The sequence below is a fragment of the Streptomyces sp. NPDC006372 genome (genome assembly GCF_040612515.1).
Classification (GTDB): domain Bacteria; phylum Actinomycetota; class Actinomycetes; order Streptomycetales; family Streptomycetaceae; genus Streptomyces.
Genome location: NZ_JBEXQJ010000036.1, coordinates 62,557 through 84,830, shown reverse-complemented (window position 1 = coordinate 84,830; position 22,274 = coordinate 62,557). Strand labels below are relative to the sequence as shown.

Here is a 22,274-nt window from a genome sequence, read left to right as displayed (position 1 = left end):
GGTCGGGGGAGGGCCGAGAAGAACCACCACGGCGTTTCGCGGCCCTCTTCCGCTTCCGGGCTACTCGCCCGACGGCACCGTCAGCGGTACGCCCAGGCCCACCGGGGTGCCGAAGTTCGGGGTGCCGTCGGCGTTCCAGGTGAACTTCTGTGCCCTGGTCGAGCGGTTCATGTCGCAGCCGCCGCTCGCGGAGCTGTTGGCGTGGTACACCATCCAGTCCTCCGTACCGTCCGGCGACTTGAAGAACCCGTTGTGCCCCGGGCCGTACACCCCATTGGCGTTGGACCGCTGGAACACCGGGTTCGGCGACTTGGTCCAGGAGGAGGAGCTGAGCGGGTCGCCGCCGTTGTACGTGAGCATGCCCAGCTTGTAGTCGGGCGTGGAGCAGTGGCTGGCGGAGTAGACGATGAACGTCTTCCCGTTCCGCTGGAGGACCTCCGCGCCCTCGTTGACCGCGCCGCCGACCGTCTCCCAGCTGTACGTCGGGGTCGAAAGGATCCGCCGGGTGCCGCTCGCGGTCCACGGGTTCGACAGCGGACGGATGAACATCGGCTGCGAGCCGTTGTAGAAGGTGCCGAGCAGGTACAGCTTGCCGTTCAGCTGGAGGATGCCCGGGTCCAGCTCCCAGGTGTTGTCCTGGGCGGGGTCGAGCAGGTCGGCCTTGAAGGTGTACGGCCCCATCGGGTCGAGGCCTGCGCTCTCCAGGACGTGGATGCGCTGCGTGCCCAGGTCGAACGGTTCCCGCCCGGCGGTGTAGTAGAAGTACCACCGCTTGCCGTTCGGGCCGTCGAGCAGATGGAACTCCGGCGCCCACATCGTGCCCGCCCCGTTCGGCCGGGTCAGGCGGAACACCACCTGCTCGCCGGCCGTGGCCAGCCCCGCGAGGGTGCGGGACCTGCGCATGGTGACCGTCGAGTTCCAGGTCGTGGTGGCGAGGTAGTAGTAGCCGTCGTGGTACGTCATCCAGGGGTCGGGGCCGCGCTGGGCGATCGGGTTGGTGAAGGTGTTCGGGCTCGTGCCGCCGCCGGTGAAGCCGGGCAGCCGCCACACCCTGCCGTTCGCGGCGGAGCACGGCAGCTGCACCAGGCCCGTGTTCGACGCCGGGGATCCCCCGCTCGGCGTGACGCACTTGCCCGAGCTCACCGAGACCAGGTTGAAGGTCCTGTCGGCGCCGCTCACCGGCGTCAGCCGCCACTGCTGGTTGGTGTCGCCGTGGCAGGGCCACTGGATGATCGTCGCGTTGTCCGCCGTGGAGGCGCCGCTCACGTCGACGCACTGACCGGACTGCGTCGTGATCGTGTACGTGTCACTCGTGCCCGGGACGGGGGCGAAGCGCAGGTCCTGGTTCGCCCCGGAGCCGCACCCGAAGGCGCGCAACTGCGTCCCGCCGGCCGTCGAACCGCCCGGCAGGTCGATGCAGTTGCCGCCGTCGGTGTTCACGCCCGTCGAGGTGAACGCGACGGCGGCGGCAGCGGGCGGCGGCGCGGCCAGGAAGGCGACCGCCAGGGTGAGTGAGGCGAGGAGCGCGGAGAGGTATCGGGAACGGGTCACGGGCCGTACACCTTCGCTTCCAGGAGGCCGACGGAGCTGGTGCCGTTGCTGGTGAGCTGCACACGGAGTCGCGTGGTGTTCGTGGGGGTGAAGGTGACCGCGTTGTACCGGTCCTTCGCCACCGGGTAGCCGCTCGCGCCGGGTACGTCGACGTAGGCGCTGCCGTTCCAGTACTGGAGCTTCCACGAGGCGGGCACGTCGACGCCCTGGTCGTCGTCAAAGAAGTACACCTCGGCCTTGTTCAGCGTCTTCGCCGACGGCCAGGTCAGCTCCGCCCACTGCTGCCCCGTCTCCGGCCAGGTGCCCCAGCGCGGGTTCACGGTGTCGTTCGACGAGGGCGGGTCGACACCGTCGTTCACGGCGGTGACGCTTTCCCAGGAAGAGGTGTACGAGGCGGACGCCGTGGCCGAGGTCGCCAGGTTGGCGGGTGGCTGGGCACCGCCCCGGTTGTGGACCTTGACCTCGGTCAGGCCGGTCTTCGCCCCGGAGGCGTGGGTGGCCAGGACCCTGATGCGCTGGGCGCCGATCGCCGGGAACCGCACCAGGTTGTAGTTGGCCCGGGGCGTGTCCGGACTCTTCACCTGGTCGGGCACGTTCACCCAGGAACTGCCGTTGTGGTACTGGATCGTGTACGACGCGGGCGCCCGGTAGGTCGTGCTCGCCGGGCGGCTGTCCTTGAAGTACAGGCGCACCTCGTCGAGGGTGCGGGCGGTGCCGAAGTTCAGCTCGTACCAGTCCTGGCTGTTCGCGGAACCGCCGGAGCCCCAGAACGGTTCGTTGGTCGGAAGCCCGTCGACCGCGCCGGAGAGACTGCTGCCCGACCCGGTGTGGGAGGCGGACACGGTCGCCCCGGAGGCGAGGTTCGCCAGGTCCGCGGTCAGGTCCACCCCGGCCTTGGCGAGCATGTCGACCATGCGGGGACTGTCCTGCACCACCTGGTTGGGGGCCTTGAGCCCGGGGGCGGCCGCGTGGTGGGTGACCGCGCCGTTCGTGGTGACCTCGCCGGTGGCCGGGTCCCAGGTGAAGGGCACCAGGGAGCTGACGGTGGCGGTCCGGGTGCCGTTGACGTAGACGGAGTAGCCCTCGGGGATACCGGGGTAGCGCACCACGCCGTCGGCCGGGTCGTCCCAGACGATCGACAGGTCGGCGCCCCGGTAGCGGAGGTTGTTGACCGTGAAGTGGGACCAGCCGATGTCGATGGGGGAGAGCTCCACCTTCGCGTCGTTGCGCGGCCGGAGCCCCGCCACGTCCTCGATCACCGTCCAGTTGCTGCTGCCCAGGATGTTGTGGTGGATCCAGGAGCGGTAGTCGATCGAGTTGCCGTTCCAGTCGGCCCAGAACTCGTTCGCGTCCGGCCACTGGGTGTTCCCGCCGACGTACTGCGCCCAGGTGTTCCAGTAGAGGAGCTTCTTGTAGTCGGTCGCGGACATCCAGGAGTTGGGGTAGTTGCGCAGCACCGACGAGTAGAGCCGGAACTGGACGGTGGAGTTGATGGTGGAGAAGTTGTTGGACCCCGGTTCCCCGGCCTCGGCCGCCGCCTTCTTGTCGGTCTGGTTGGCCGTGTAGAAGGGGAAGACAGGGTACTGGGCCGGGTCGTCGAACAGCCGCAGGGCCTGCCGGTAGGCCGCCGTGTTCGGGACGGCGCCCACCGAGAACGGGTAGTAGTTGTTGATCTCCTTCCAGGGCACCCACTCGTTCGTCGACTTCAGCCGGTGCTCGAACAGCTGCCGGCTGGGGTTCCAGAGCACGTTGACGATGGCGTCCTTGATCTGGCCGGCGAGGGTGCGCATCTCGCTCGCCTTGGCCGTGTTGCCGGTCGCCTCGTAGGCCTGGGCCGCGGCCATCGCCCCGCTGTACTGGTAGGCGGACTCGGCGCGGTCCATGTTCCCGGGCTTCCAGTGGAAGGAGACCGCGTCGGCGTCGTTGCCGGTCAGGGCGCCCCAGTCGTACTCGATGAGCTTGTTGTTGTCGTGGTCGTAGTGGGCGAGCTGGCCCTTGACGTCGCCCTCGGCGTACCGGGCGAGGCTGGCGGCGATCGCCGGCTGCCCGCCGTGGATCTGGTAGCTCTTCCACGCGGCCTCGGCGATGTACTGCGTGTAGCTGTTGGACCAGTTCTCCGGGTCGCCCGGGTTGTCCAGGAAACGGCCGCCCTTGGAGGTCTGGCCGACGCTCAGCCAGTCGCCGTAGGCGTAGGACGGGTCGCGCAGGTACTTCAGGTCGTCGATGTGCATCGGCTGGGTGAGCGCGATGGCGTTGTTGTAGCCGAGGACGCCCTCGGTCGAGGTCGGGAACTGGAAGGTCTGCCCGGGGATGTCGGCGTCGAGGTGGTTGAAGCGCATCAGCCACCAGCGGTAGTAGATGTTCTTCTTGATGGCGGGCTCGGGCACGTCGATGTACGGCACGTTCTGCGCCCACCACTTGTTGTACGCCCTGACGTGCGTGGCGAACGCGGTGGCGGGCGAGTAGTCCGCGTAGGCCTCGTACTGGGTACGGGACTCGGGTATCTCGTCGGTGACGAAGCCCATGACCACCTTCGTGGTCACCGTGGCACCGGCCGCGATCGTCAGGGACCGGTCGAGGCCGCCGCCGGACGCGGTGAACCCGTCGCCCGTGAGCCGGGGGCGGAGGGTCGTGAGGTTGTTGTAGGCGTTGACCTGTCCGGTCAGCTCGCTGCCGCTGCCGGAGGTGGCGTAGGGGGAGGTCGCCCGCAATCGGAGCGTGGTGGAACTCGATCCGTTGTTCTTGATCGACAGGTTGGTGACGGCCACGTTGTCGTCGGTGATGAACTTCGTCTGGTCGACCGTGACCGAGCCGCTGGTGTGCACGCTCTTCCAGTGGCTGGGCGTCTGCCGGCGCTGCGAGACCTGCTCGGTGAAGGTGCCCGGGGACAGCGCGACGGTGTAGGCGCTGTTGCCGTTGATGCTCTCCCAGTAGGAGACCTTGCCCCCGAAGCCGAACTTCGCGGGGTCGTGCTCCTTCATGAACAGCGCCCGTCCCCGGCTCATCAGCCAGGGGCCGGCCGGGTCGTTGCCCGAGCGGGCCAGCAGACGGTCCATCCAGAAGTCGGTCCCCGAGCTCTCCGCGTCGTAGATCGCCCGCATCATGTCGCCCGGGGTGTGGGCGACGGGCGGGGCGGGGATCGAGGGGCCGCTGAAGCTGGGGAACCCGATGGTCTGCGCCGCCGCGGCCGGGCCGGCCGGGACGAGGGAACAGACGCCGAGCGCGAGTGCGGCCAGGAGAACCTGCGGTCTTCTCATCGGATGCTCCCTGTCCGGGACGGCAGAGCACGGAAACGACCTAAAAGGTTTTCGCAACGTAGGAGGAGGCTGATGCGGTGTCAAGAGATTGAGTAACTAGGGAAGTTGCGTGGGCACCGCTGACCGGCCTCCGAACCCAGCCACCACCGTGTTCACGAGGTCCGGAAAACCTTTCAGGCCAGGTATTGACTCGGGCCCTTCCGCCGCGTACGTATGACTGCGCAGTCCGGACAGGGGAGACACCGATGACGCGAGTGGGAGCACGGACCGGCGGCTCCGCGCCGCGGAGCGTGGACGTGGCCCGGCTGGCCGGCGTCTCGCAGAAGACGGTGTCCAGGGTCCTCAACGGGGAGCGGTACGTCTCCGACGAAGTGCGGCGGCGGGTGCTCGCGGCGGCCGAGGAACTCGGGTACCGGCTGAACAGCGCGGCCCGGGCGCTGGCCTCGGGCCGGACCCGTTCCATCGGCGTGGTCGCGCTCGGAACCGCCCTCTACGGGCCCGCGTCGCTCCTGATCGGCATCGAGCGGGCCGCGCGGGACGCGGGATACGCGCTGCGGGTGGTCACCACGCTGGAGGGCGACGCGGGAGGTGTCGTCGGCGCCGTGGCGTCCCTCCTGGAGCAGGGCGTGGACGGCATCGTCGTCTCCGAGCCGATCGACGAGGGAGAGGTCTCCCTCAGCGTCGACGTTCCGGTCCTGGTCCTCGGCGCCCCCGCCGCCTTCGGCGGCACGCGGACCGTGGCCGCGGGAGTGGGAGCCGAGCTGCTGGCCCGCACGGTCACCGAGCATCTGCTCGACCTCGGCCACAGGACGGTCCACCACGTCGCCGGCCCCGGCCGGTGGTTCGCCGCCCGGGACCGGCTGGAGGGGTGGCGCGGCGCCCTCACCGCACACGGCAGGGAGCGGCCGGCCGTGCTCACCGGCGACTGGTCGGCCGCGTCGGGCTACGCGGCGGGCCGTGAGCTCGCCGCCGACCCCGGGGTGACCGCCGTGTTCGCCGCCAACGACGACATGGCCGTCGGCGTGATCCGTGCCCTGACGGAAGCGGGCCTGCGCGTGCCGGACGACGTCAGCGTGGCCGGCTTCGACGACGTTCCCGTCGCCGCGTACGTGACCCCGCCGCTGACCACGGTGCGCCAGCCCTTCGACGCCGTGGCGCGCGAGGGCCTGCGGCTCCTGGTCCGGGCGATCGAGACACCGGACGCGGACCTGCCGCCGCCCGACGACCCGCCGGTCGAACTGGTCGTCCGCGCCTCGACCGCACCGCCGGGACCGCGCGCGCCGTCACGCGGGTGAGCGCGGAACGAGCTCGTGTGCGATGAGCCGGTTGAGGTGGTGCCGGGCCTGCTCCGTGGTCAGGGGAGGTGCCTGGCGCAGTCGTTGCAGGGCGAGGCCGTCGGCGAGGGCGGCGAAGCGGGCCGTGAAGCCGTCGAGGTCGTCGCAGGCGAACTCGCCGTCACCGACACCCCGTTCGGCCAGGGCGCGGATCTGCCGGTGCCATGCCGCGTACCGCTCGGCCTGCCCTCGTGCGAAGGCCTCGTCCGTGCCCTGCTCGCCCGCGTGCCAGTACTCGAACCACATCCGCCAGTGCCGGTCGGTGTCCTCGGTGAACAGGGCGTCGACCAGCAGCCTGAGTGCCTCGGCCGCGCTGGTGGCGTGCTCGGCGGCCTCACTGAGCGCCGCGTAGTACCGCTCGATGTGCAGCACCATGGCCTCGGAGAGGACTTCCTGCACGCTGCCGAAGTGGTAGGTGACCGTGCCGACGGACACCCCGGCCGCGGCGGCCACGTCGCGCACGCCGACCGACGCGTAACCGCGTTCCGCGATCAGCGGGACGGCCGCGTCGACGATGAGGCGCCGCCGCACCTCGGTGGGCTGCCGGGTCCGTTCGGCCGCGGCAACGGCACGGCGCGGGCTCCGGCCGCCCTGCGGCGGCTGGTCGGCGGGCGTCATCCCGACGTCCTCGGGGTGGTGCGGTGCCATGCGCGCTCGGCCACTGTCTCTCCGTTCCCCCGTGCTTCGACACGGCTGTCCATGATGAACTCCGCGGCCGTGGCGCGCAGCTCCGTCCGCGTCATGATCTCAGCGTCCCAGTCGTCCCCGCGCCGCAGCCGGATGTGCCACTCGGAGACGGCTCGCGCCGACAGCGGGTCGTCCGAGCGGATGGTGTACGTCTCGCGGGCGCTCTCCTCGTAGCGCAGCCCGTCCGGGTAGGTCCGGGACCCTCCGTACCCGGGGTCGACCTCCAGGGTCCACTCGCCCGTGGCCACGTCGTGCGTGACCAGGCGCTCGGGGCGGGGGTGGGAGGGCGTGTCGTAGGTGACCGGCATCGGTACCGCCTGCTCCGGTTCCTCGAACCGCACCGGGACCTCGTCGGCGGCCTCCCGCACGGGCAGCAGCACCGCGCTGCCGGCCGGGACGACGTGCAGCGCGCCCCGTTCGCCGTGCGGCCACACCCAGGGCCAGTAGGCGTCGGAGAGGGCGACGCGGATGCGGTGGCCGGGCGGGAAGGCGTAACCGGCGCCGTTGAGCTCGAACTCCACGTCCTCGTACGTCCCCGGGGTCCAGTCGACGGCCAGCTCGCGTCCGTGCCTGCTGAGCAGGTTGAGCACGCCCCGGGTGACGAGCGTGGACGACCCGTCGGGAGCGACGTCGCACACCCGGGCGACGACATGGGCCCGTGGGGTGGCGCTGTCGAGACGGAGCCGGACCCGCGGGCGGCCGAGGATCTCCACGCGTCCGTCCAGGGGCGCGGAGTCGAAGCAGACGGACCGCCCGTCCTCCTCGCGCTGGTCGGGCGGCAGGTCGGCGGCGTTGCCGAACGGGAAGAAACGGCCGGCGTCGAGGCCGGTGTGCTGCGGAGAGCGGACGAGGACCGGGTCGCGGCTCGCGCCGAGCGGCCGGGTGTCCCACGTGACGTCCGGGCTGGGCCACTCGGCGTCGCTCACCCAGCGTCCGGGCATCTCCTCGTACGACGGGGCGGGCGGTACGGAGTCGCCCAGCCAGGCGCGCAGCAGCGGCTCCGCCATGATCCCGGTGTCGATGCCCTTGAGGTGCTGGTCCCACCAGCGCAGTGTCTCCTGGAGGAAGCCGATGGCCGGGCCGGGCGGCAGCCCCCGGTCGGGGTACTGGTGCGACCAGGGGCCGATGATGCCCCGTACCCGGTCGCCGGGCAGGTGCTCCACGAGCCGCAGCACGGTGTCCCGGTACGGGTCGTTCCAGCCCCCGACCGCGAGCACGGCCGCGCCGATCGCCGGGTAGTCCTCGCAGACGCTGCCGTGCCGCCAGTAGTCGTCCCGCTGCTGGTGCTCCAGCCAGGTGTGCAGGAAGGGCTCGAGCGCGTCGAGGCGTTCGCGCCACATCGGCAGCCAGCGGTCCGCGCCGACGTTCGCGGGGTCCGGCGGGCGCGCGGTGAAGGCGAGCATGGTGCCGGCCCACGCGAGCATGTCGATCCCGAGGACGGCGCCGCCCGTGTAGTGGACGTCGTTGTCGTAGCGGTCGTCGGTGGAACACACCGTGACGACCGCCTTGAGCGGTTCGGGGGCGAGAGCGGCGATCTGGAGAGAGTTGAAACCGCCCCAGGAGATGCCGAACATGCCGACCTTGCCGGTGCACCAGGGTTGTGCGGCGAGCCAGTTGACGACGTCCACGCCGTCCGCGAGCTCCTGGGCGTCGTACTCGTCGCCGGGTGTGCCCTCGCTGTCGCCGTGGCCGCGGATGTCGACCCGGACGGAGGCGTAGCCGTGACCGGCGTACCAGGGGTGGCGCTGGGTGTCGCGCGGGGCGGTCCAGTCGCTCTTGCGGTACGGCAGGTACTCGAGCAGTGCGGGCACGGGGGACGTGTCGGCGTCGGCCGGGCGCCAGATACGGGCGTGCAGGCGGGTCCTGCCGTCCCGGGTGGGAATCCACACGTCCTCGCGGACGACCTGGCGTTCGAACCGGTCGCGGTACTTCACGAAACTCCTTCTGCGACGGGAGCGGTCGGGTTGTCGTCGGGGGTGCCGCCGGGCCGCCAGCGGCGCACGCGGTGGCCGTCGCCGTGGTCGGTCCACACGTCGCCCTCGTGGGCGGCGTCGGCCCAGTCGGGGGCCGCTTCCACCGGAGGCCGTGCGTCGGGGTCGGGTTCGAGCGCGGCCGCCATCAACTGCCGCGTGTAGGGGTGCCGGGGAGCCGCGAAGACGGCTTCCGTCGGGCCCTCCTCCACCACCACACCGCCGCGCAGGACGACGACGCGGTCCGCGATGCCACGGACGACGGCCAGGTCGTGGCTGATGAACAGGCAGGCCAGGTCGCGTTCCCGGCGCAGGTCGTCGACCAGGCGCAGCACCTCGGCCTGGACGGAGACGTCCAGCGCGGTGGTGATCTCGTCGGCGACGAGGACGTCCGGCTCGCCGGCCAGTGCCCGTGCGATGCCGATGCGCTGCCGCTGGCCGCCGGAGAGCTGGGCCGGCAGCCGGTCGGCGAGGGCCGGGTCCAGGCGGACGTCGGCGATGAGCCGCCGGGCGCGCTCGGCCGACTCCGTCCGGCCGCCGGCGGTGCCGAAGAACCGCAGCGGGCGCCGGACGGCGTCGCCGACCGAGCGCCGGGGATTGAGCGAGGTGTCCGCGTTCTGGAAGACGAGCTGCACCCGTCGCCGCAGGGACATCGGGCGCCGCTGCGCGGGCCGGGCCAGGTCGCCCGACTCGTGGGTCATGGTGCCGCCCGACGGTGTGCGCAGCCCCGCCAGCGCCCAGGCCAGCGTGGACTTGCCGCTGCCCGACTCGCCCACGAGGGCCAGCACCTCACCGCGCCGGACCTCGAAGGAGACCCCGCGTACGGCACGGGAGCGGCCGTAGTCGACGGTGACGTCCCGGGCCGAGACGGCGACCTGCGCGCCCTCCGGAACGACGGCCCGCGGGCGGATCTCGCGCTCGCCCGACTCCCGTACGAGGGCGAGACCGGCGTCGTCCAGCCGCGGCACGCTCGCCAGCAGCCGCTTGGTGTACGGCTGCTCGGGCCGCGCGAACAGCTGCCGGGTCGGTGCCGACTCCACCACCCGGCCCGACTTCAGCACACAGACCTCGTCGGCCAGGTGCGCCACGACGCCCAGGTCGTGGCTCACCAGCACGGCCGCCAGGCCGAGTTCGTCGCGCAGGGCGGCGATCAGGTCCAGCACGCCCCGCTGGGTGACGACGTCCAGACCGGTGGTCGGCTCGTCGAGGACCAGCACCTTGGGGCGGGCGGCGAGGGCCATGGCGAGGGCGACGCGCTGCTGCTGGCCGCCGGACAGCTCGTGCGGATAGCGGCGGGCCAGCTCGGCGGGGCGCGGCAGCCGGACCTGGTCGAGCAGGTCGGTGACGGGGATGTCGCCGCCCGCCTCCGCGATCTGCCGGCCGATCCGCATGGACGGGGTCAGCGCCTGACCCGCGTTCTGGGCGACCATGGCGACCGTCCGGCCACGCAGCCGCCGCAGCTCGGGCGCGGACAGGGCGAAGACGTCCCGGCCGGCCACCTCCACGGAGCCGCCCGTGACCCGGGAGCCGTGCCGCAGATGCCCGAGCAGGGCGGCGGCGAGGGTCGACTTGCCGCTGCCGGACTCGCCGACCAGCGCGAGGGTCCGCCCCGCGGCGGCCTCCAGCGACACCTCGTGCACCACGGGTATCTCGCGGCCACCGGAACGGTAAGCCACGGAAAGGGAGTTGACGGAGACGAGCGGGGTCATCACGAGCCCTCCCTGATCCGGTCGACGCCCCACGCCTTGGACAGGCCGTCGGCCGCGAGGTTGAGTCCGATCACGAGCGTCGCCAGGGCGATGATCGGCGCGACGCTCGCCATCGGCACGACGGTGATGGCGGTGCGGTTCTCGGCCACCATCAGGCCCCAGTCGGGAGTCGGCGGGTCGGCGCCGAACCCGAGGAAGGACAGCGACGAGATCAGCAGCACGACCCAGGAGGCGCGCATCGCGAACTCGACGCACACCACGTCGACGATGTTCGGCAGGACCTCACGGCGCAGGATCGACCAGGTGCCCTCCCCGCGGGCCCGGGCGGCGGTCACGTAGTCGGCGGGCACGACCGCCAGAGCGGCCCCGCGCACCACCCGCACCACCTGCGGGACGAAGACGACGGCGACGGCGAGCACGATGACCGCGGGGCCGGTGCCGAGCGCGGTGACGACCACGAGCAGCGCCAGGACCGCCGGCACGGCCAGTACCGCGTCCAGCACCCGCCCCAGCAGGTCGTCGAACCAGCCGCCCCGCAGGGCGGCCGCGCAGCCGGCGACCGTGCCGAGGGCGACGCTCACCACGGTGGCGGCGACGGACACACCGAGCGCGTACCGGCCCCCGTACAGGACACGCGCGAGGACGTCCCGCCCGTACTGGTCGGTGCCCGCCCAGTGCGCACCGCCCGGGCCGAGCAGGGCACGCGAGGCGTCGCCCGCGATCGGGTCGTAGGAGGTGAGCAGCGGGGCCAGCAGCGCGATCACGACGTGGACGGCGACGATCGCGAGCCCGACCAGGGCCGTGCGCGAGGAGCACAGGGTGCGCCAGGCACGGGCGGTTCGTGCGGACGGGGCGACGGCAGGGGCGGTGTCGGCCGTGGTCATCGGATCCTCCCTCGGGTGCGGAGCCTGGGGTTGAGGGCCATGGCGCTGAGGTCGGCGGCGAGGTTGCACGCGACGTAGACGACGGCACTGATCAGGGCGATGGCCTGGATGACGGGCAGGTCCCGGTTCTGCACCGAGGAGAGCATCAGCTTGCCGACGCCCGGGTAGTTGAAGACGTTCTCCACGACGGCGACACCACCCAGCAGCCAGGCCACGTTGAGCGCGATCACGTGCAGGACGGGCAGCAGGGCGCTGGGAAGGGCGTGCCGGGTGACGACCCGCCAGGTGGACAGGCCCTTGAGGCGGGCGGTGGTGACGTACTCGCTCGCCATCACGTCGATCACCGAGGTGCGGGCCATACGGACGATGTAGGCGGCCATCACCACCGCGAGGGCGAGCGCCGGGAGCCAGACGGCGGGCAGGAGCTGGCCGACGGTGGCGTCGGGGCCGTAGAGGACGACCGCGGGGAACCACGGCAGCGCGACGGAGAAGCACAGCACGAGGACGGTGGCCACGACGAACTCGGGGACGCTCATGCCGACGAGGCTGACCGTCGAGATGAGGTGGTCGGGCCAGCGGTCCCGGTAGAGCCCGGCGACGATGCCCAGCAACAGTGAGCCGGTCACCGCGAACAGGATCGTGATGACGGCGACGAGCGCGGAGTTGCCCAGGTACTGGGCGACTTCGCCGCCGACCGTCTTCCCGGAGACGAGGGACGTGCCGAAGTCGCCGTGCAGGGCGCCCCACATCCAGTCGGCGTACCGCTCCCAGGCGGGCCGGTCGAGTCCGAGACTGCCGCGCAGCTGGGCCACCGCCTGCGGGGTCGCGTCCTTGCCGAGGACCTGGGTGGCGACATCGCCGGGCAGCGCCTGCACGGCGAGGAAGACCAGCAGGGAGGAGAGCAGGAGCGTGCCGAGCGCGGCCGCGCTCCGGCGGGCGACGAAGGAGAGCATGATCAGGCCCCCTTCAGGCCGATGCCGAGGTAGTCGAACTCGAAGCCGTGCTCGGCGTAGCCGCGCACCTTGCGCGAGAGGCCCACGAGCCGGTCGGCGAACATCGGCGTCATCGCGCCGCCCTTGTCGATCACCCACCGCTGTGCCTCGCCGTAGAGGTCACGGCGCCTCGCGTCGTCGGTCTCGGCCCGCGCCCGGTCGAGCAGGGCGTCGAAGCCCTGGTCGGACCAGGCGGTCTCGTTGTACGAGGACCCGCCGCGGAAGACCTGGTTGAAGAGCTGGTCGACGGGCCGTCCGGTGAACCAGTAGGTGGCCATCAGCGGCTGCTTCATCCAGATCTGGGTGTAGTACGAGTCCGCCGACGCCGTCTTGACGCGGATCCGGATGCCGGCCCGCTTCGCCGACTCCTGGTAAGCGAGCGCCATGGGGGTGAAGAGGGGGTCGTACGCGGAGGTGTAGAGATCGACGGCCAGGTGCTCGTGGCCGGCCTTCTTCAGCAGGTACCGCGCCCGTTCCGGGTCGTGCTGGGGGTGCGCCGCGATGTGCGCGGGATCGTCCGGGGGCACCGGGTTGTCCCAGCCGGCCCGGCCCGCGCCCTGGAGCGCGGCCTTCACGACGTGCTCGGGGTCGTAGGCGAGCTTCATGGCGCGGCGGACGTCGACGTCGGTGAAGGGCTTGTCGGTGGTGAGCATCGGCAGCACGTACCACTGGCCGTTCTTCACGCGGGCGATGGTGGCGCGGTCGGAGGCGGCCACGACGCGGGCGGTGGCGAAGTCCAGGTTGGTCTGGGACAGCAGGTCGACCTGCCCGGCGAGCAGGGCGCCCGAGCGCGCGGACATGTCAGCCACCGAGTAGAAGGCGATCGCGTCGAGCACGGGGCGGCCTGCCCAGTGGTCCTCGTACGCGGTGACGCGGCCCGGGCCCGCCGGTGCGAAGGACTCCAGCCGGAAGGGGCCGGTGCCGATGCCGGTGCGGCCGATGGACTTCCCGCTGCCCTCGGGGACGACGTAGCAGTTGTAGTGCGTGAGCAGGCTCGGGAACTCGGCGTTCGGGGTCTTCAGCGGCACGACGAGGGTGTGGGCGTCGGGTGTGCGCAGCCGGGCCGGGTCGACGAGCGGGGCGAGGACGCCGGCCTGCGGGGACGCCGTCGCCTTGTCGAGGATGTGGCGCAGCGTGTAGGCGGCGTCGGCGGAGGTGAGGGCACGGCCGTCGTGGAAGGTGACGCCCTTGCGGAGCCGGAAGGTCCAGGTGCGCGCCTTGCTGTCCGGCTCCCAGGACTCGGCGAGGTCGGGAGCCACTCGGCCGTCCGGGCCGATGCGGACCAGCCGGTTGTAGAGCGCGCCCAGGTATTCGTAGGCGGACAGGGAGCTCGCCGGGTCGAGGGTCTCGGCGTCGGAGGCGGGCGGACGGGCGATCCGCAGGGTGCCGCCGCGGTCGGGCGCGCCCCGCCGGGCGGCGGCCGGCAGGACGGGAGCGGCGGTGGCGCCCGAGCAGCCGGACAGCAGCCAGGACGCGCCGAGCGAGGCCGCGCCGGCGGCGCCCGCGGCGAGCACCGAACGGCGCCCCGGGTGGTGGATGCCGGACATGGACCGACCTTCCCTGTCGCTGTTCGTTCCGCTATTCGTTCAGCCGAACGATTGAGTGAAGTCCGTGAACGATAGCGAGCAGGCGGTTTCCAGCCAACCCTTCGGGTTGTGAAGAAGTCGTACAGGGAGCGCCCGGCACCCCCTTGCTCTCGCCGAACGGCTGACGCAGGCTGGTCCCATGGGCGAGCAGGACGGCCCCACGCTCATCACCTCCGTGCAGCGGGCCATGCGACTGCTGGAGGCCGTGAGCGCGCACCAGAACGGCGCGCCGGCGAAACAGCTGGCGCGTGAGACGGGCCTGCCCCTCGCCACCGCGTACCACCTACTGCGGACGCTCGTCCACGACGGGTACGTGCGGAAGCTGGACGACGGCGGGTTCGTCCTCGGTGACAAGCTCCAGACGCTGCGGACCACCGGGCGTGCGCAGGCACTGCTGAGCCGTGTCCGGCCCACGCTCGCCACGCTGCGGGACGAGCTCGCCTCCGCCGCCTACCTCACCTTCTACGAGGAGGGCGAGATCCGGGTCGCGGAGATCGTCGACGGCCCGGGCACGCCCCGCGTCGACCTGTGGGTGGGCTTCGAGGACGCGGGGCACGCGACCGCGCTCGGCAAGTCCGTGCTGCGTGAAATGGACGTCGAGGCGCGCAAGGACTACCTCTCCCGTCACCATCTCGCCGACCTCACCCCCCGGACGATCACCAGCCAGCCGGAACTGCTCCGCCGTCTGGAGGCCCCGCCCCTGGCCCCGGCCGTCACCGACCTGGAGGAGTACGCCCTCGGCACGGTCTGTGTCGCCGTCCCGGTCTACAGCGGGGAGACCATCGGTTCCCTCGGCGTCTCGCTCCCGGCGAACCGGCTCTCACGGCTGCGGGAGGTCCGCGAGCGGCTGCTCCCGACCGCGAGCCGGGTGACCCGGAGCCTCTCGCTCACTATCTGAAATTCCACTCCTTGCCCGTGTCCGAGCTCATCCCTTTACCTGGATAAATCAGACATTTCAGGGGTGTGCTCCCAGCCTCGCACCCCGCGCACAGGTGAAGGACACGGATAAGAACATGAGCCATGCGCGCGACCTCGGTGCCGACCACCGGCCGGTACGGCCGTCCAGCAGCCGAGTGGCCGGTGCCCGGGGTTCGGCCCGCAGACGCGCCCTCGGGCAGCTGGCCGCCGGTACGCCCGTCCTGCCCGTCCTGGTCGTCGCGGCCGTTCTGCTCGCCGATCTCGCCGACGGCGCCGGGATGATCTGGCTGCCCCTGCTCGCCGCCGGACCCGCCCTGGCGGCCACGACCAACGGGCCCCGGGGTGTCGTCTGCGTCGGCCTCCTCGCCGCGGTGCTCGGCGCGCTGCTCGGGATCCGGGACGGCGTTCCGGACCGTGAGCTGGCCGCAGTGCTGTCGGCGCTGGTGGCCGTCACCCTGGCGAGCGGCCTGGCCAGCGTCCTGCGCGGGCGCCGCGAACGGGTGCTCGCCGCCGTCCGCTCGGTCGCGGAGACCGCCCAGCACGCGCTGCTCAGGCCCGTACCGGCGACCGTCGGCCCTTTCCAGGTGGCCGTCCGCTACAGCGCCGCTGCCGCCGAGGCCCGGATCGGCGGCGACCTGTACGCCCTGATACCCACCCCGCACGGGGTGCGGCTGATCGTCGGCGACGTGCGCGGCAAGGGGCTGCCCGCGGTGGGGACGGCCGCGCTGGTCCTGGGTGTCTTCCGCGAGGCGGCCCACGACGAGCCCGACCTGCTCGCCGTGGTCGACAGGATCGAGCGCAGTCTGGCGCGCAACCTCGGCCACGACGACTTCGTCACCGCCGTGATCGCCGGATATCCGGAGGGAGGGCACCTGGAGGTGGTGAACTGCGGGCACACGCCCCCGCTGCTGGTGCGCGCCTCCGGGAGTGTCGTGCCGGTCGAGCCCGACCTGCCGTCCCCGCCCCTCGGGCTGCGTGCCCTCGCCGGTCACGCGCCCGGCCTCCAGGCGCTCCGGTTCGCCGAGGGCGACCAGCTGCTGCTCTACACCGACGGCGTCACCGAGGCCCGTGACCACGGCCGCTCCTTCTACCCGCTCGCCGAGGGCCTGGAGCGTCACGTGTCCCACGAGCCGGCCCGCACCCTCGGCGCCCTGCACGACGAGCTGCTGGCCCACGTGGGCGGCCGGCTGCACGACGACGCGGCGCTCCTGCTGATCCGCAAGCCGACCGCGTCGGAAGCGGGCGTGGCGGCCGAGGTGACCGCCACCGCCCCGGTCGCCGAAGCCCGCTGCTGCACGTGACCCCGGTTCCTACTCCTCGCGCAGGTCCTTGACCCGCTTGAGTTTGCCCACGGACCGTTCCAGGGTCTCCGGCTCGACGATCGTCACGTCCACCGTGACGCCGACGCCGTCCTTGACGTCCTTCGCGATCGCGCGGGCCGCGGACTCCCGCCGGTCGGCGGGCGTGCCGGGGCGGCTCTCGACCCGGACCGTCATGTGGTCCATGCGGCCGCGCCGGGTCAGCTGGATCTGGAAGTGCGGGGCGACGCCGGGGGTGCGCAGCACGATCTCCTCGATCTGGCTGGGGAAGACGTTCACCCCGCGCAGGATGATCATGTCGTCGGAGCGGCCGGTGATCTTCTGGATGCGGCGGAAGGCGGGCCGCGCCGTGCCGGGCAGCAGCCGGGTCAGGTCGCGGGTGCGGTAGCGGACGATCGGCAGGGCCTCCTTGGTCAGGGAGGTGAAGACCAGCTCGCCCTCCTCGCCCTCGGGCAGCACCTCGCCCGTGACCGGGTCGACCACCTCGGGGTAGAAGTGGTCCTCCCACACGTGCAGCCCGTCCTTGCTCTCCACGCACTCCTGCGCGACGCCCGGGCCGATCACCTCCGACAGGCCGTATATGTCGACGGCGTGGATGTCCATCCGATCCTCGATCTCACGGCGCATCTCCTCCGTCCACGGCTCGGCGCCGAAAATGCCCACCCGCAGGGAGCTGGAACGCGGATCGACGCCCTGCCGATCGAACTCGTCGAGCAGGGTGAGCATGTAGGACGGGGTGACCATGATGATCTCGGGCCGGAAGTCCTGGATGATCTGCACCTGGCGTGCGGTCATGCCGCCCGAGGCCGGGATCACCACGCAGCCGGCCCGCTCCGCGCCGTAGTGCGCGCCGAGACCGCCGGTGAACAGGCCGTAGCCGTAGGAGATGTGCACCTTGTGACCGGGGCGTCCGCCGGCGGCGCGGATCGAGCGGGCGACGAGGTCCGCCCACATCGACAGGTCGTTCTCCGTGTAGCCGACGACCGTGGGGCGGCCGGTGGTGCCGCTGGAGGCGTGCACGCGGCGGACCTGGTCCATGGGGACCGCCAGCATGCCGAACGGGTAGGTGTCGCGCAGGTCGGCCTTCGTGGTGAAGGGCAACCGGGACAGGTCCTCCAGTGAACGGCAGTCGTCGGGCGTGACGCCGGCCTCGTCGAACTTCTTCCGGTACTGCTCCACGTTGTCGTAGGCGTGGCGCAGGCTCCGCCGCAGCCGGTCGAGCTGAAGCGCGCGCAGGCGCTCAGGCGTCAGGCGCTCGGCGTCGTCCAGTAGATCGTGGGGGAGGGGATCGCCCCGCCGCTGCCCGGTCATCGCCACTCCTTCGGCGTCGTGTTCGTGCTGGTGATGCTGCGGCTGCGGCCACGGAACTCCGCGATCACCTCGTCACCCCGCAGTACGCTCCGTTCGAGAGGCCGCTGCGGCCGAACCGGGCGCGTTCCTCGGCCCGCGCCAGGAGCACGTCGCCTTCGTACGCCGGTGCCACGAAGGTGATGTCGGCACCGGCCGCGACGGTCACCGGGCCGTGGCTGTTGCAGGCGCAGGCGAAGGCGCTGTCGGCGAGCAGGAAGACATAGCCCCCGTGGGCTGTCCCGTGGCCGTTCACCATCCCCGGGGTCACGGTCATCCTGAGCACCGCGGTCCCCGCGCCCTGCTCGACCAGCTCGACACCGAGCCCTCTGGAGGCCTCGTCCGCGGCGAACATCGCCTCCGCGGCCGGTGTCGCGTCAGCGCTATGGGTCACCTCTCGCACCACCTTGTCTACCGACCGAACATTCGGTTAGCTTCGGCGTTGCCAAGTAATCCAGCCGCCTCGGTGCCTGTCAAGGGTCGGGGTCTTACCAAGGCGCGCCGGCTGTCATACCATGGACCGAACGAATGGTCGGTTGGGAAGTGGGACGGATGGACACGACACACTCCAGCCCCCCGGGGGCGGACGGCGCCGAGCCGGATCTCCAGCAGCACTTCGACGCGACGATCGCGCGGGACCAGCGGATCGAGCCGCGTGACTGGATGCCGGAGGGGTACCGGAAGACGCTGATCCGGCAGATCGCGCAGCATGCGCACTCGGAGATCATCGGCATGCAGCCGGAGGGCGAGTGGATCACCCGCGCCCCGTCGCTGCGCCGCAAGGCCATCCTCTTCGCGAAGGTCCAGGACGAGGCTGGGCACGGGCTGTATCTGTACTCGGCGGCGGAGACGCTGGGCGCCGACCGCGCCGACCTGACCGAGCGGCTGATCGAGGGGCGCCAGAAGTACTCGTCGATCTTCAACTACCCGACGATGAGCTTCGCGGACGTCGGGGTGATCGGCTGGTTCGTGGACGGCGCGGCGATCTGCAACCAGGTGCCGCTGTGCCGCAGCTCCTACGGGCCGTACGCGCGCGCCATGGTGCGCATCTGCAAGGAGGAGTCGTTCCACCAGCGGCAGGGCTACGAGCTGCTGATGACGATGATGCGCGGCACCGCGGAACAGCGGGAGATGGTGCAGGACGCCGTCAACCGCTGGTGGTGGCCGTCGCTGATGATGTTCGGCCCGCCCGACGACGCCTCGCCCAACTCGGCGCAGTCCATGGCGTGGAAGATCAAGCGGCACAGCAACGACGAACTGCGCCGGCGCTTCGTCGACATGACGGTTCCGCAGGCCGAGAAGCTCGGCGTGACCCTGCCCGACCCGGAGCTCCGCTGGAACGAGGAGCGCGGGCACCACGACTTCGGCACCCCCGACTGGGACGAGCTGCTGCGGGTCATCAAGGGAGACGGGCCGTGCAACGACCGGCGGATGGAGCGGCGCCGCACGGCCCACGAGGACGGTGCCTGGGTGCGCGAGGCGGCCACCGCCCACGCCGCCAAACAGGCCGCCCGCGCGGAGAAGGGAGCGGTGGCATGACCGCCGAGAAGCAGAACTGGCCGCTGTACGAGGTGTTCGTGCGCGGCAAGCGCGGGCTGAACCACGTCCACGTGGGCTCCCTGCACGCCGCCGACGACCGCATGGCGCTCACCCACGCCCGCGACCTGTACACCCGGCGCAACGAGGGCGTCAGCATCTGGGTCGTCCGCTCCGAGCACATCGCCGCCTCCACCCGCGACGAGAAGGACCCCTTCTTCGAGCCCAGCGCCGACAAGGTCTACCGGCACCCGACCTTCTACGACATCCCCGACGACGTCCCGCACATCTGAAGGAGAGGGCATGAGCGACGACCATGTCTACATGACCCTCGCCGAGGGACACGAGGACGACACCCGCTGGGCCTACGGCACCGGCTTCGAGGACCCCCTGCACGGCGTGGACACCGCCGTGCCCGACGGCGTGGACGCCGCTGAACTGGCCACGCTCTGCGTCACCCTGGCCGACGACGCCCTGGTCTCGGCACAGCGGCTGGCCGAGTGGACCACCCGCGCCCCCGAGCTGGAGGAGGAGGTGGCCCTGGCCAACATCGGACTCGACCTGCTGGGTCAGGCCCGCCTGCTCTACTCCCGGGCGGGCCAGGTCGACGGCACCGGACGAGACGAGGACGCCTACGCCTACTTCCGCGACGCCGAGGACTTCCGCAACGTACGCCTGACCGAACTCCCGGGCGGCGACTTCGCGTTCTCGATCGTGCGGCTGCTGGTGTTCTCCAGCTGGCGCCTCGCGCACTTCGAGCGGCTCACCGCACACCGCGACCCGGTGCTCGCGGCGATCGCCGCCAAGGGAGTGAAGGAGCTGGCCTACCACCGGCAGTACGCGGCCGAGTGGGCCGTGCGCCTGGGCGACGGGACCGAGGAGTCGCACCGCCGGATGCGCAGGGCGCAGGAACAGGTGGCTCCCTACCTGGGCGAGCTGTTCACGGCGTACGACGTACGGGACGAGGTCGTCGCCGTACTGCGCCAGGTCACCGAGGCGGCCGGACTGCCCATGCCGGTCTACCGCCCGCTGCCCGGCTCGGGCCGCACCGGGGAGCACACCGAGCATCTCGCCCCGCTGCTGGCCGAGTTGCAGGGCATCGCCCGCGCCCACCCGGAGGCGACATGGTGACGACGGCCCTGGACACGCGACGGGCCCGGCGCATCGCCGAGCAGGTGCCCGACCCCGAGCTGCCGATGCTCACCCTGGCCGACCTCGGCGTGCTGCGCGAGGTGTCCCTGGCTCCGGACGGGACGGTGGTCGCGAGCCTCACCCCGACCTACTCGGGCTGCCCGGCGATGGCGGAGATGCGTGCCGGGGTGGCCGCCCGGCTCCGTGCCGCGGGGTATGCGCGCGTGGAGATCCGCACCGTCCTCGACCCGCCGTGGACCAGCGACTGGATCACGGCGGACGGTCGCCGCAAGCTCACCGAGCACGGCATCGCCCCGCCCGGGACCGCTCCCGCGCGCGCCGGCGGCCCGGTCCCGCTGGTGCTGTCGCCGGCCCGCCGCTCGGTGCCCTGCCCCCGCTGCGGCAGCGCCGACACCGAGGAGACCTCCCGCTTCGCCGCCACCTCCTGCAAGGCCCTGTGGCGCTGCCTCGCCTGCCGCGAGCCGTTCGAGTACGTCAAGGAGATCTGATGGACGACCTGATGGAGCCGGCCCCCGCCCCGGCGGCCCGTGCCCGTGCCCGCCGACGTCCGGTCTTCCACCCCCTGCGGGTCGCCGCCGTGCGGCCGCTGTGCGAGGACGCGGCAGCCGTCAGCTTCGACATCCCGGCCGAGCTGGCCGAGGAGTTCGCCTTCGCGCCCGGCCAGTCCCTCACCCTGCGGCGCGAGATCGACGGCCGGGACGAGCGCCGCTCCTACTCGATCTGCTCACCCGCCGGCACCGCACCCCGCATCGGCGTCCGGGTCGTGCCCGGCGGCCTGTTCTCCGCCTGGCTGGTGCGCGACGTACGCCCCGGTGACACCGTCGAGGTCATGGCACCCACCGGCGCCTTCACCCCCGACCTCACCACCCCCGGTCACCACGTCCTGATCGCGGCCGGCTCCGGCATCACGCCCATGGTCTCCATCGCCGAGTCCGTCCTCGCCGCCGACTCGCGTTCGACGGTCACCCTCCTCTACGGCAACCGCCGCACCGGCACCGTGATGTTCGCCGACGAACTGGCCGACCTGAAGGACCTCTACCCGACGCGGTTCCAGCTCGCCCACGTCCTGTCCCGGGAGCCCCGCGAGGCCGAGGTGCTCTCCGGCCGCCTCGACGCCGAGCGGCTCTCCGCCCTCGTCGACGCCCTGGTCGACGTGGAGTCCGCCGACCACTGGTGGCTGTGCGGCCCGCACGGCATGGTCCGCGCCGCCCAGCAGGTCCTGGCCGGGCTCGACGTGCCCGGCGACCGCGTCCACCAGGAGCTGTTCTACGCCGACGACGAGCCCGTACGCGAGGTCCGGCACACCGAGGCCGGGCCCACCGGACCCGTCAGCGAGGTCACCGTCACCCTCGACGGCCGCTCCACCACCTCCGCCCTGCCCCGGGAACGCACCATCCTCGAAGGCGCCCAGCAGACCCGCCCCGACCTCCCCTTCGCCTGCAAGGGCGGTGTCTGCGGCACCTGCCGCGCCCTGGTCACCGACGGCAAGGCCGACATGCGCCGCAACTTCGCCCTGGAACCGGCCGAGGTCGACGCGGGCTACGTCCTCACCTGCCAGTCGTTCCCGGTCTCCGACGCCCTGACGGTGGACTTCGACACCTGACGCCGGTTCGTCGCTCGCTCATCCCGCCGACCCGTGAGTGGGCTACGCTCAGCGGGAATTGCCACCGAGGCCCTCGACCTCGCCTACGCACTCCTCCGGCACGGCCACATCCCCGACGATGACCGACTGGTACGCGGCGTCCGGCGACGCGTCGATCGTGTCCTGCTGCCGGCGCCGGGCCTCGGCCCGGCGTGCTCGATCGAGTCGTAGATCTCCTGGCAGTCGTACGTGCCGGCCGGTGTGTCCTCGCGGTCCGGGGAGACCGCGTCGCCCGTGTCAGAGCCGGAGTTGAGGGCGAAAGTGGCCGCGAGGCCGGTCATGCACAGTCCCGCCCACACGAGGACCCCCCGCCGTCGGATGCTCAAGTGCCCGACCCTCCCTCAAGAGATGGCGCCGGAGCCTTGACTGAGCCACCGCGCCCCCACAGAC

At 71.9% G+C, this 22,274-nt stretch carries 17 protein-coding genes and 1 pseudogene; 8 read left to right on the top strand and 10 right to left on the bottom strand.

What is annotated here, in order from left to right:
* Positions 1-60 precede the first annotated feature (60 nt).
* Positions 61-1,551, bottom strand: a complete 1,491-nt coding sequence (locus ABZ016_RS35730) for a family 43 glycosylhydrolase (RefSeq protein ID WP_356920874.1) — start codon at positions 1,549-1,551, stop codon at positions 61-63.
* Complete coding sequence (locus ABZ016_RS35725) at positions 1,548-4,808, bottom strand: discoidin domain-containing protein (RefSeq protein ID WP_356920873.1); 3,261 nt, start codon at positions 4,806-4,808, stop codon at positions 1,548-1,550. Before ABZ016_RS35725 ends, ABZ016_RS35730 begins: the two co-directional genes overlap by 4 nt.
* 245 nt (positions 4,809-5,053) lie before the next feature.
* Between ABZ016_RS35725 and ABZ016_RS35720 the strand changes: the two genes are divergently transcribed.
* Complete coding sequence (locus ABZ016_RS35720) at positions 5,054-6,103, top strand: LacI family DNA-binding transcriptional regulator (protein ID WP_356920872.1); 1,050 nt, start codon at positions 5,054-5,056, stop codon at positions 6,101-6,103.
* Here the strand turns inward: ABZ016_RS35720 and ABZ016_RS35715 are convergent.
* Genes ABZ016_RS35715 through ABZ016_RS35690 form a run of 6 tightly spaced genes read right to left on the bottom strand, consistent with a single transcriptional unit; the run spans position 6,092 to position 13,931 of the window.
* On the bottom strand, positions 6,092-6,760 hold the full coding sequence (locus ABZ016_RS35715) for a TetR/AcrR family transcriptional regulator (RefSeq protein ID WP_356920871.1): 669 nt from the start codon (positions 6,758-6,760) through the stop codon (positions 6,092-6,094). The genes ABZ016_RS35720 and ABZ016_RS35715 overlap by 12 nt on opposite strands.
* Positions 6,757-8,763: a CocE/NonD family hydrolase gene (locus ABZ016_RS35710; protein ID WP_356920870.1), complete on the bottom strand. Its 2,007-nt coding sequence runs from the start codon at positions 8,761-8,763 to the stop codon at positions 6,757-6,759. Before ABZ016_RS35710 ends, ABZ016_RS35715 begins: the two co-directional genes overlap by 4 nt.
* On the bottom strand, positions 8,760-10,508 hold the full coding sequence (locus ABZ016_RS35705; protein WP_356920869.1) for an ABC transporter ATP-binding protein: 1,749 nt from the start codon (positions 10,506-10,508) through the stop codon (positions 8,760-8,762). The genes ABZ016_RS35710 and ABZ016_RS35705 overlap by 4 nt, the downstream gene beginning before the upstream one ends.
* Positions 10,508-11,392 (bottom strand): ABC transporter permease, encoded by an 885-nt coding sequence (locus ABZ016_RS35700; RefSeq protein WP_356920868.1) that lies wholly within the window; start codon positions 11,390-11,392, stop codon positions 10,508-10,510. Before ABZ016_RS35700 ends, ABZ016_RS35705 begins: the two co-directional genes overlap by 1 nt.
* The gene (locus ABZ016_RS35695) at positions 11,389-12,345 is read right to left on the bottom strand and encodes an ABC transporter permease (protein ID WP_356920867.1); all 957 of its coding nucleotides are present in this window, start codon (positions 12,343-12,345) and stop codon (positions 11,389-11,391) included. Before ABZ016_RS35695 ends, ABZ016_RS35700 begins: the two co-directional genes overlap by 4 nt.
* Positions 12,346-12,347: 2 nt before the next feature.
* Entirely contained in the window at positions 12,348-13,931 is a 1,584-nt protein-coding gene (locus tag ABZ016_RS35690; RefSeq protein WP_356920866.1) for an ABC transporter substrate-binding protein, read from the bottom strand.
* A gap of 178 nt (positions 13,932-14,109) precedes the next feature.
* Between ABZ016_RS35690 and ABZ016_RS35685 the strand changes: the two genes are divergently transcribed.
* Complete coding sequence (locus tag ABZ016_RS35685) at positions 14,110-14,868, top strand: IclR family transcriptional regulator C-terminal domain-containing protein (protein ID WP_356920865.1); 759 nt, start codon at positions 14,110-14,112, stop codon at positions 14,866-14,868.
* A gap of 115 nt (positions 14,869-14,983) precedes the next feature.
* Positions 14,984-16,189, top strand: coding sequence for a PP2C family protein-serine/threonine phosphatase (locus ABZ016_RS35680; RefSeq protein WP_356920864.1), 1,206 nt, complete (start codon positions 14,984-14,986; stop codon positions 16,187-16,189).
* Between the two features lie 9 nt (positions 16,190-16,198).
* Here the strand turns inward: ABZ016_RS35680 and paaK are convergent, their stop codons facing one another.
* Positions 16,199-17,518 carry a phenylacetate--CoA ligase PaaK gene (gene paaK / locus ABZ016_RS35675; protein WP_356920863.1) on the bottom strand — a complete coding sequence of 440 codons (1,320 nt, stop codon included), beginning with the start codon at positions 17,516-17,518 and terminating at the stop codon, positions 16,199-16,201.
* Positions 17,515-17,909 (bottom strand): annotated as a pseudogene (gene paaI, locus ABZ016_RS35670) (hydroxyphenylacetyl-CoA thioesterase PaaI). Before paaI ends, paaK begins: the two are co-directional and overlap by 4 nt.
* Positions 17,910-18,106: 197 nt before the next feature.
* Between paaI and paaA the strand changes: the two are divergent.
* The 5 genes from paaA to paaE are packed head-to-tail and all read left to right on the top strand — an operon-like array spanning position 18,107 to position 21,845.
* Positions 18,107-19,093, top strand: coding sequence for a 1,2-phenylacetyl-CoA epoxidase subunit PaaA (gene paaA, locus ABZ016_RS35665; protein WP_356920862.1), 987 nt, complete (start codon positions 18,107-18,109; stop codon positions 19,091-19,093).
* Entirely contained in the window at positions 19,090-19,383 is a 294-nt protein-coding gene (gene paaB, locus ABZ016_RS35660; RefSeq protein WP_307179257.1) for a 1,2-phenylacetyl-CoA epoxidase subunit PaaB, read from the top strand. The genes paaA and paaB overlap by 4 nt, the downstream gene beginning before the upstream one ends.
* Before the next feature lie 10 nt (positions 19,384-19,393).
* The gene (paaC, locus tag ABZ016_RS35655; protein WP_356920861.1) at positions 19,394-20,221 is read left to right on the top strand and encodes a 1,2-phenylacetyl-CoA epoxidase subunit PaaC; all 828 of its coding nucleotides are present in this window, start codon (positions 19,394-19,396) and stop codon (positions 20,219-20,221) included.
* On the top strand, positions 20,215-20,730 hold the full coding sequence (gene paaD, locus ABZ016_RS35650) for a 1,2-phenylacetyl-CoA epoxidase subunit PaaD (protein WP_356920860.1): 516 nt from the start codon (positions 20,215-20,217) through the stop codon (positions 20,728-20,730). The genes paaC and paaD overlap by 7 nt, the downstream gene beginning before the upstream one ends.
* Positions 20,730-21,845 carry a 1,2-phenylacetyl-CoA epoxidase subunit PaaE gene (gene paaE / locus ABZ016_RS35645; protein WP_356920859.1) on the top strand — a complete coding sequence of 372 codons (1,116 nt, stop codon included), beginning with the start codon at positions 20,730-20,732 and terminating at the stop codon, positions 21,843-21,845. Before paaD ends, paaE begins: the two co-directional genes overlap by 1 nt.
* Positions 21,846-22,274 lie beyond the last annotated feature (429 nt).

Coding starts and splice junctions, on each gene's coding strand:
- ABZ016_RS35695 (WP_356920867.1), bottom strand. CDS start 12,345: ATGCTCTCCTTCGTCGCCCGCCGGAGCGCGGCCGCGCTCGGCACGCTC.
- paaK (WP_356920863.1), bottom strand. CDS start 17,518: ATGACCGGGCAGCGGCGGGGCGATCCCCTCCCCCACGATCTACTGGAC.
- ABZ016_RS35685 (WP_356920865.1), top strand. CDS start 14,110: ATGGGCGAGCAGGACGGCCCCACGCTCATCACCTCCGTGCAGCGGGCC.
- paaA (WP_356920862.1), top strand. CDS start 18,107: ATGGACACGACACACTCCAGCCCCCCGGGGGCGGACGGCGCCGAGCCG.
- ABZ016_RS35715 (WP_356920871.1), bottom strand. CDS start 6,760: ATGACGCCCGCCGACCAGCCGCCGCAGGGCGGCCGGAGCCCGCGCCGT.
- paaB (WP_307179257.1), top strand. CDS start 19,090: ATGACCGCCGAGAAGCAGAACTGGCCGCTGTACGAGGTGTTCGTGCGC.
- paaE (WP_356920859.1), top strand. CDS start 20,730: ATGGACGACCTGATGGAGCCGGCCCCCGCCCCGGCGGCCCGTGCCCGT.
- paaC (WP_356920861.1), top strand. CDS start 19,394: ATGAGCGACGACCATGTCTACATGACCCTCGCCGAGGGACACGAGGAC.
- ABZ016_RS35720 (WP_356920872.1), top strand. CDS start 5,054: ATGACGCGAGTGGGAGCACGGACCGGCGGCTCCGCGCCGCGGAGCGTG.
- ABZ016_RS35700 (WP_356920868.1), bottom strand. CDS start 11,392: ATGACCACGGCCGACACCGCCCCTGCCGTCGCCCCGTCCGCACGAACC.
- ABZ016_RS35705 (WP_356920869.1), bottom strand. CDS start 10,508: ATGACCCCGCTCGTCTCCGTCAACTCCCTTTCCGTGGCTTACCGTTCC.
- ABZ016_RS35680 (WP_356920864.1), top strand. CDS start 14,984: ATGAGCCATGCGCGCGACCTCGGTGCCGACCACCGGCCGGTACGGCCG.
- ABZ016_RS35690 (WP_356920866.1), bottom strand. CDS start 13,931: ATGTCCGGCATCCACCACCCGGGGCGCCGTTCGGTGCTCGCCGCGGGC.
- paaD (WP_356920860.1), top strand. CDS start 20,215: ATGGTGACGACGGCCCTGGACACGCGACGGGCCCGGCGCATCGCCGAG.
- ABZ016_RS35725 (WP_356920873.1), bottom strand. CDS start 4,808: ATGAGAAGACCGCAGGTTCTCCTGGCCGCACTCGCGCTCGGCGTCTGT.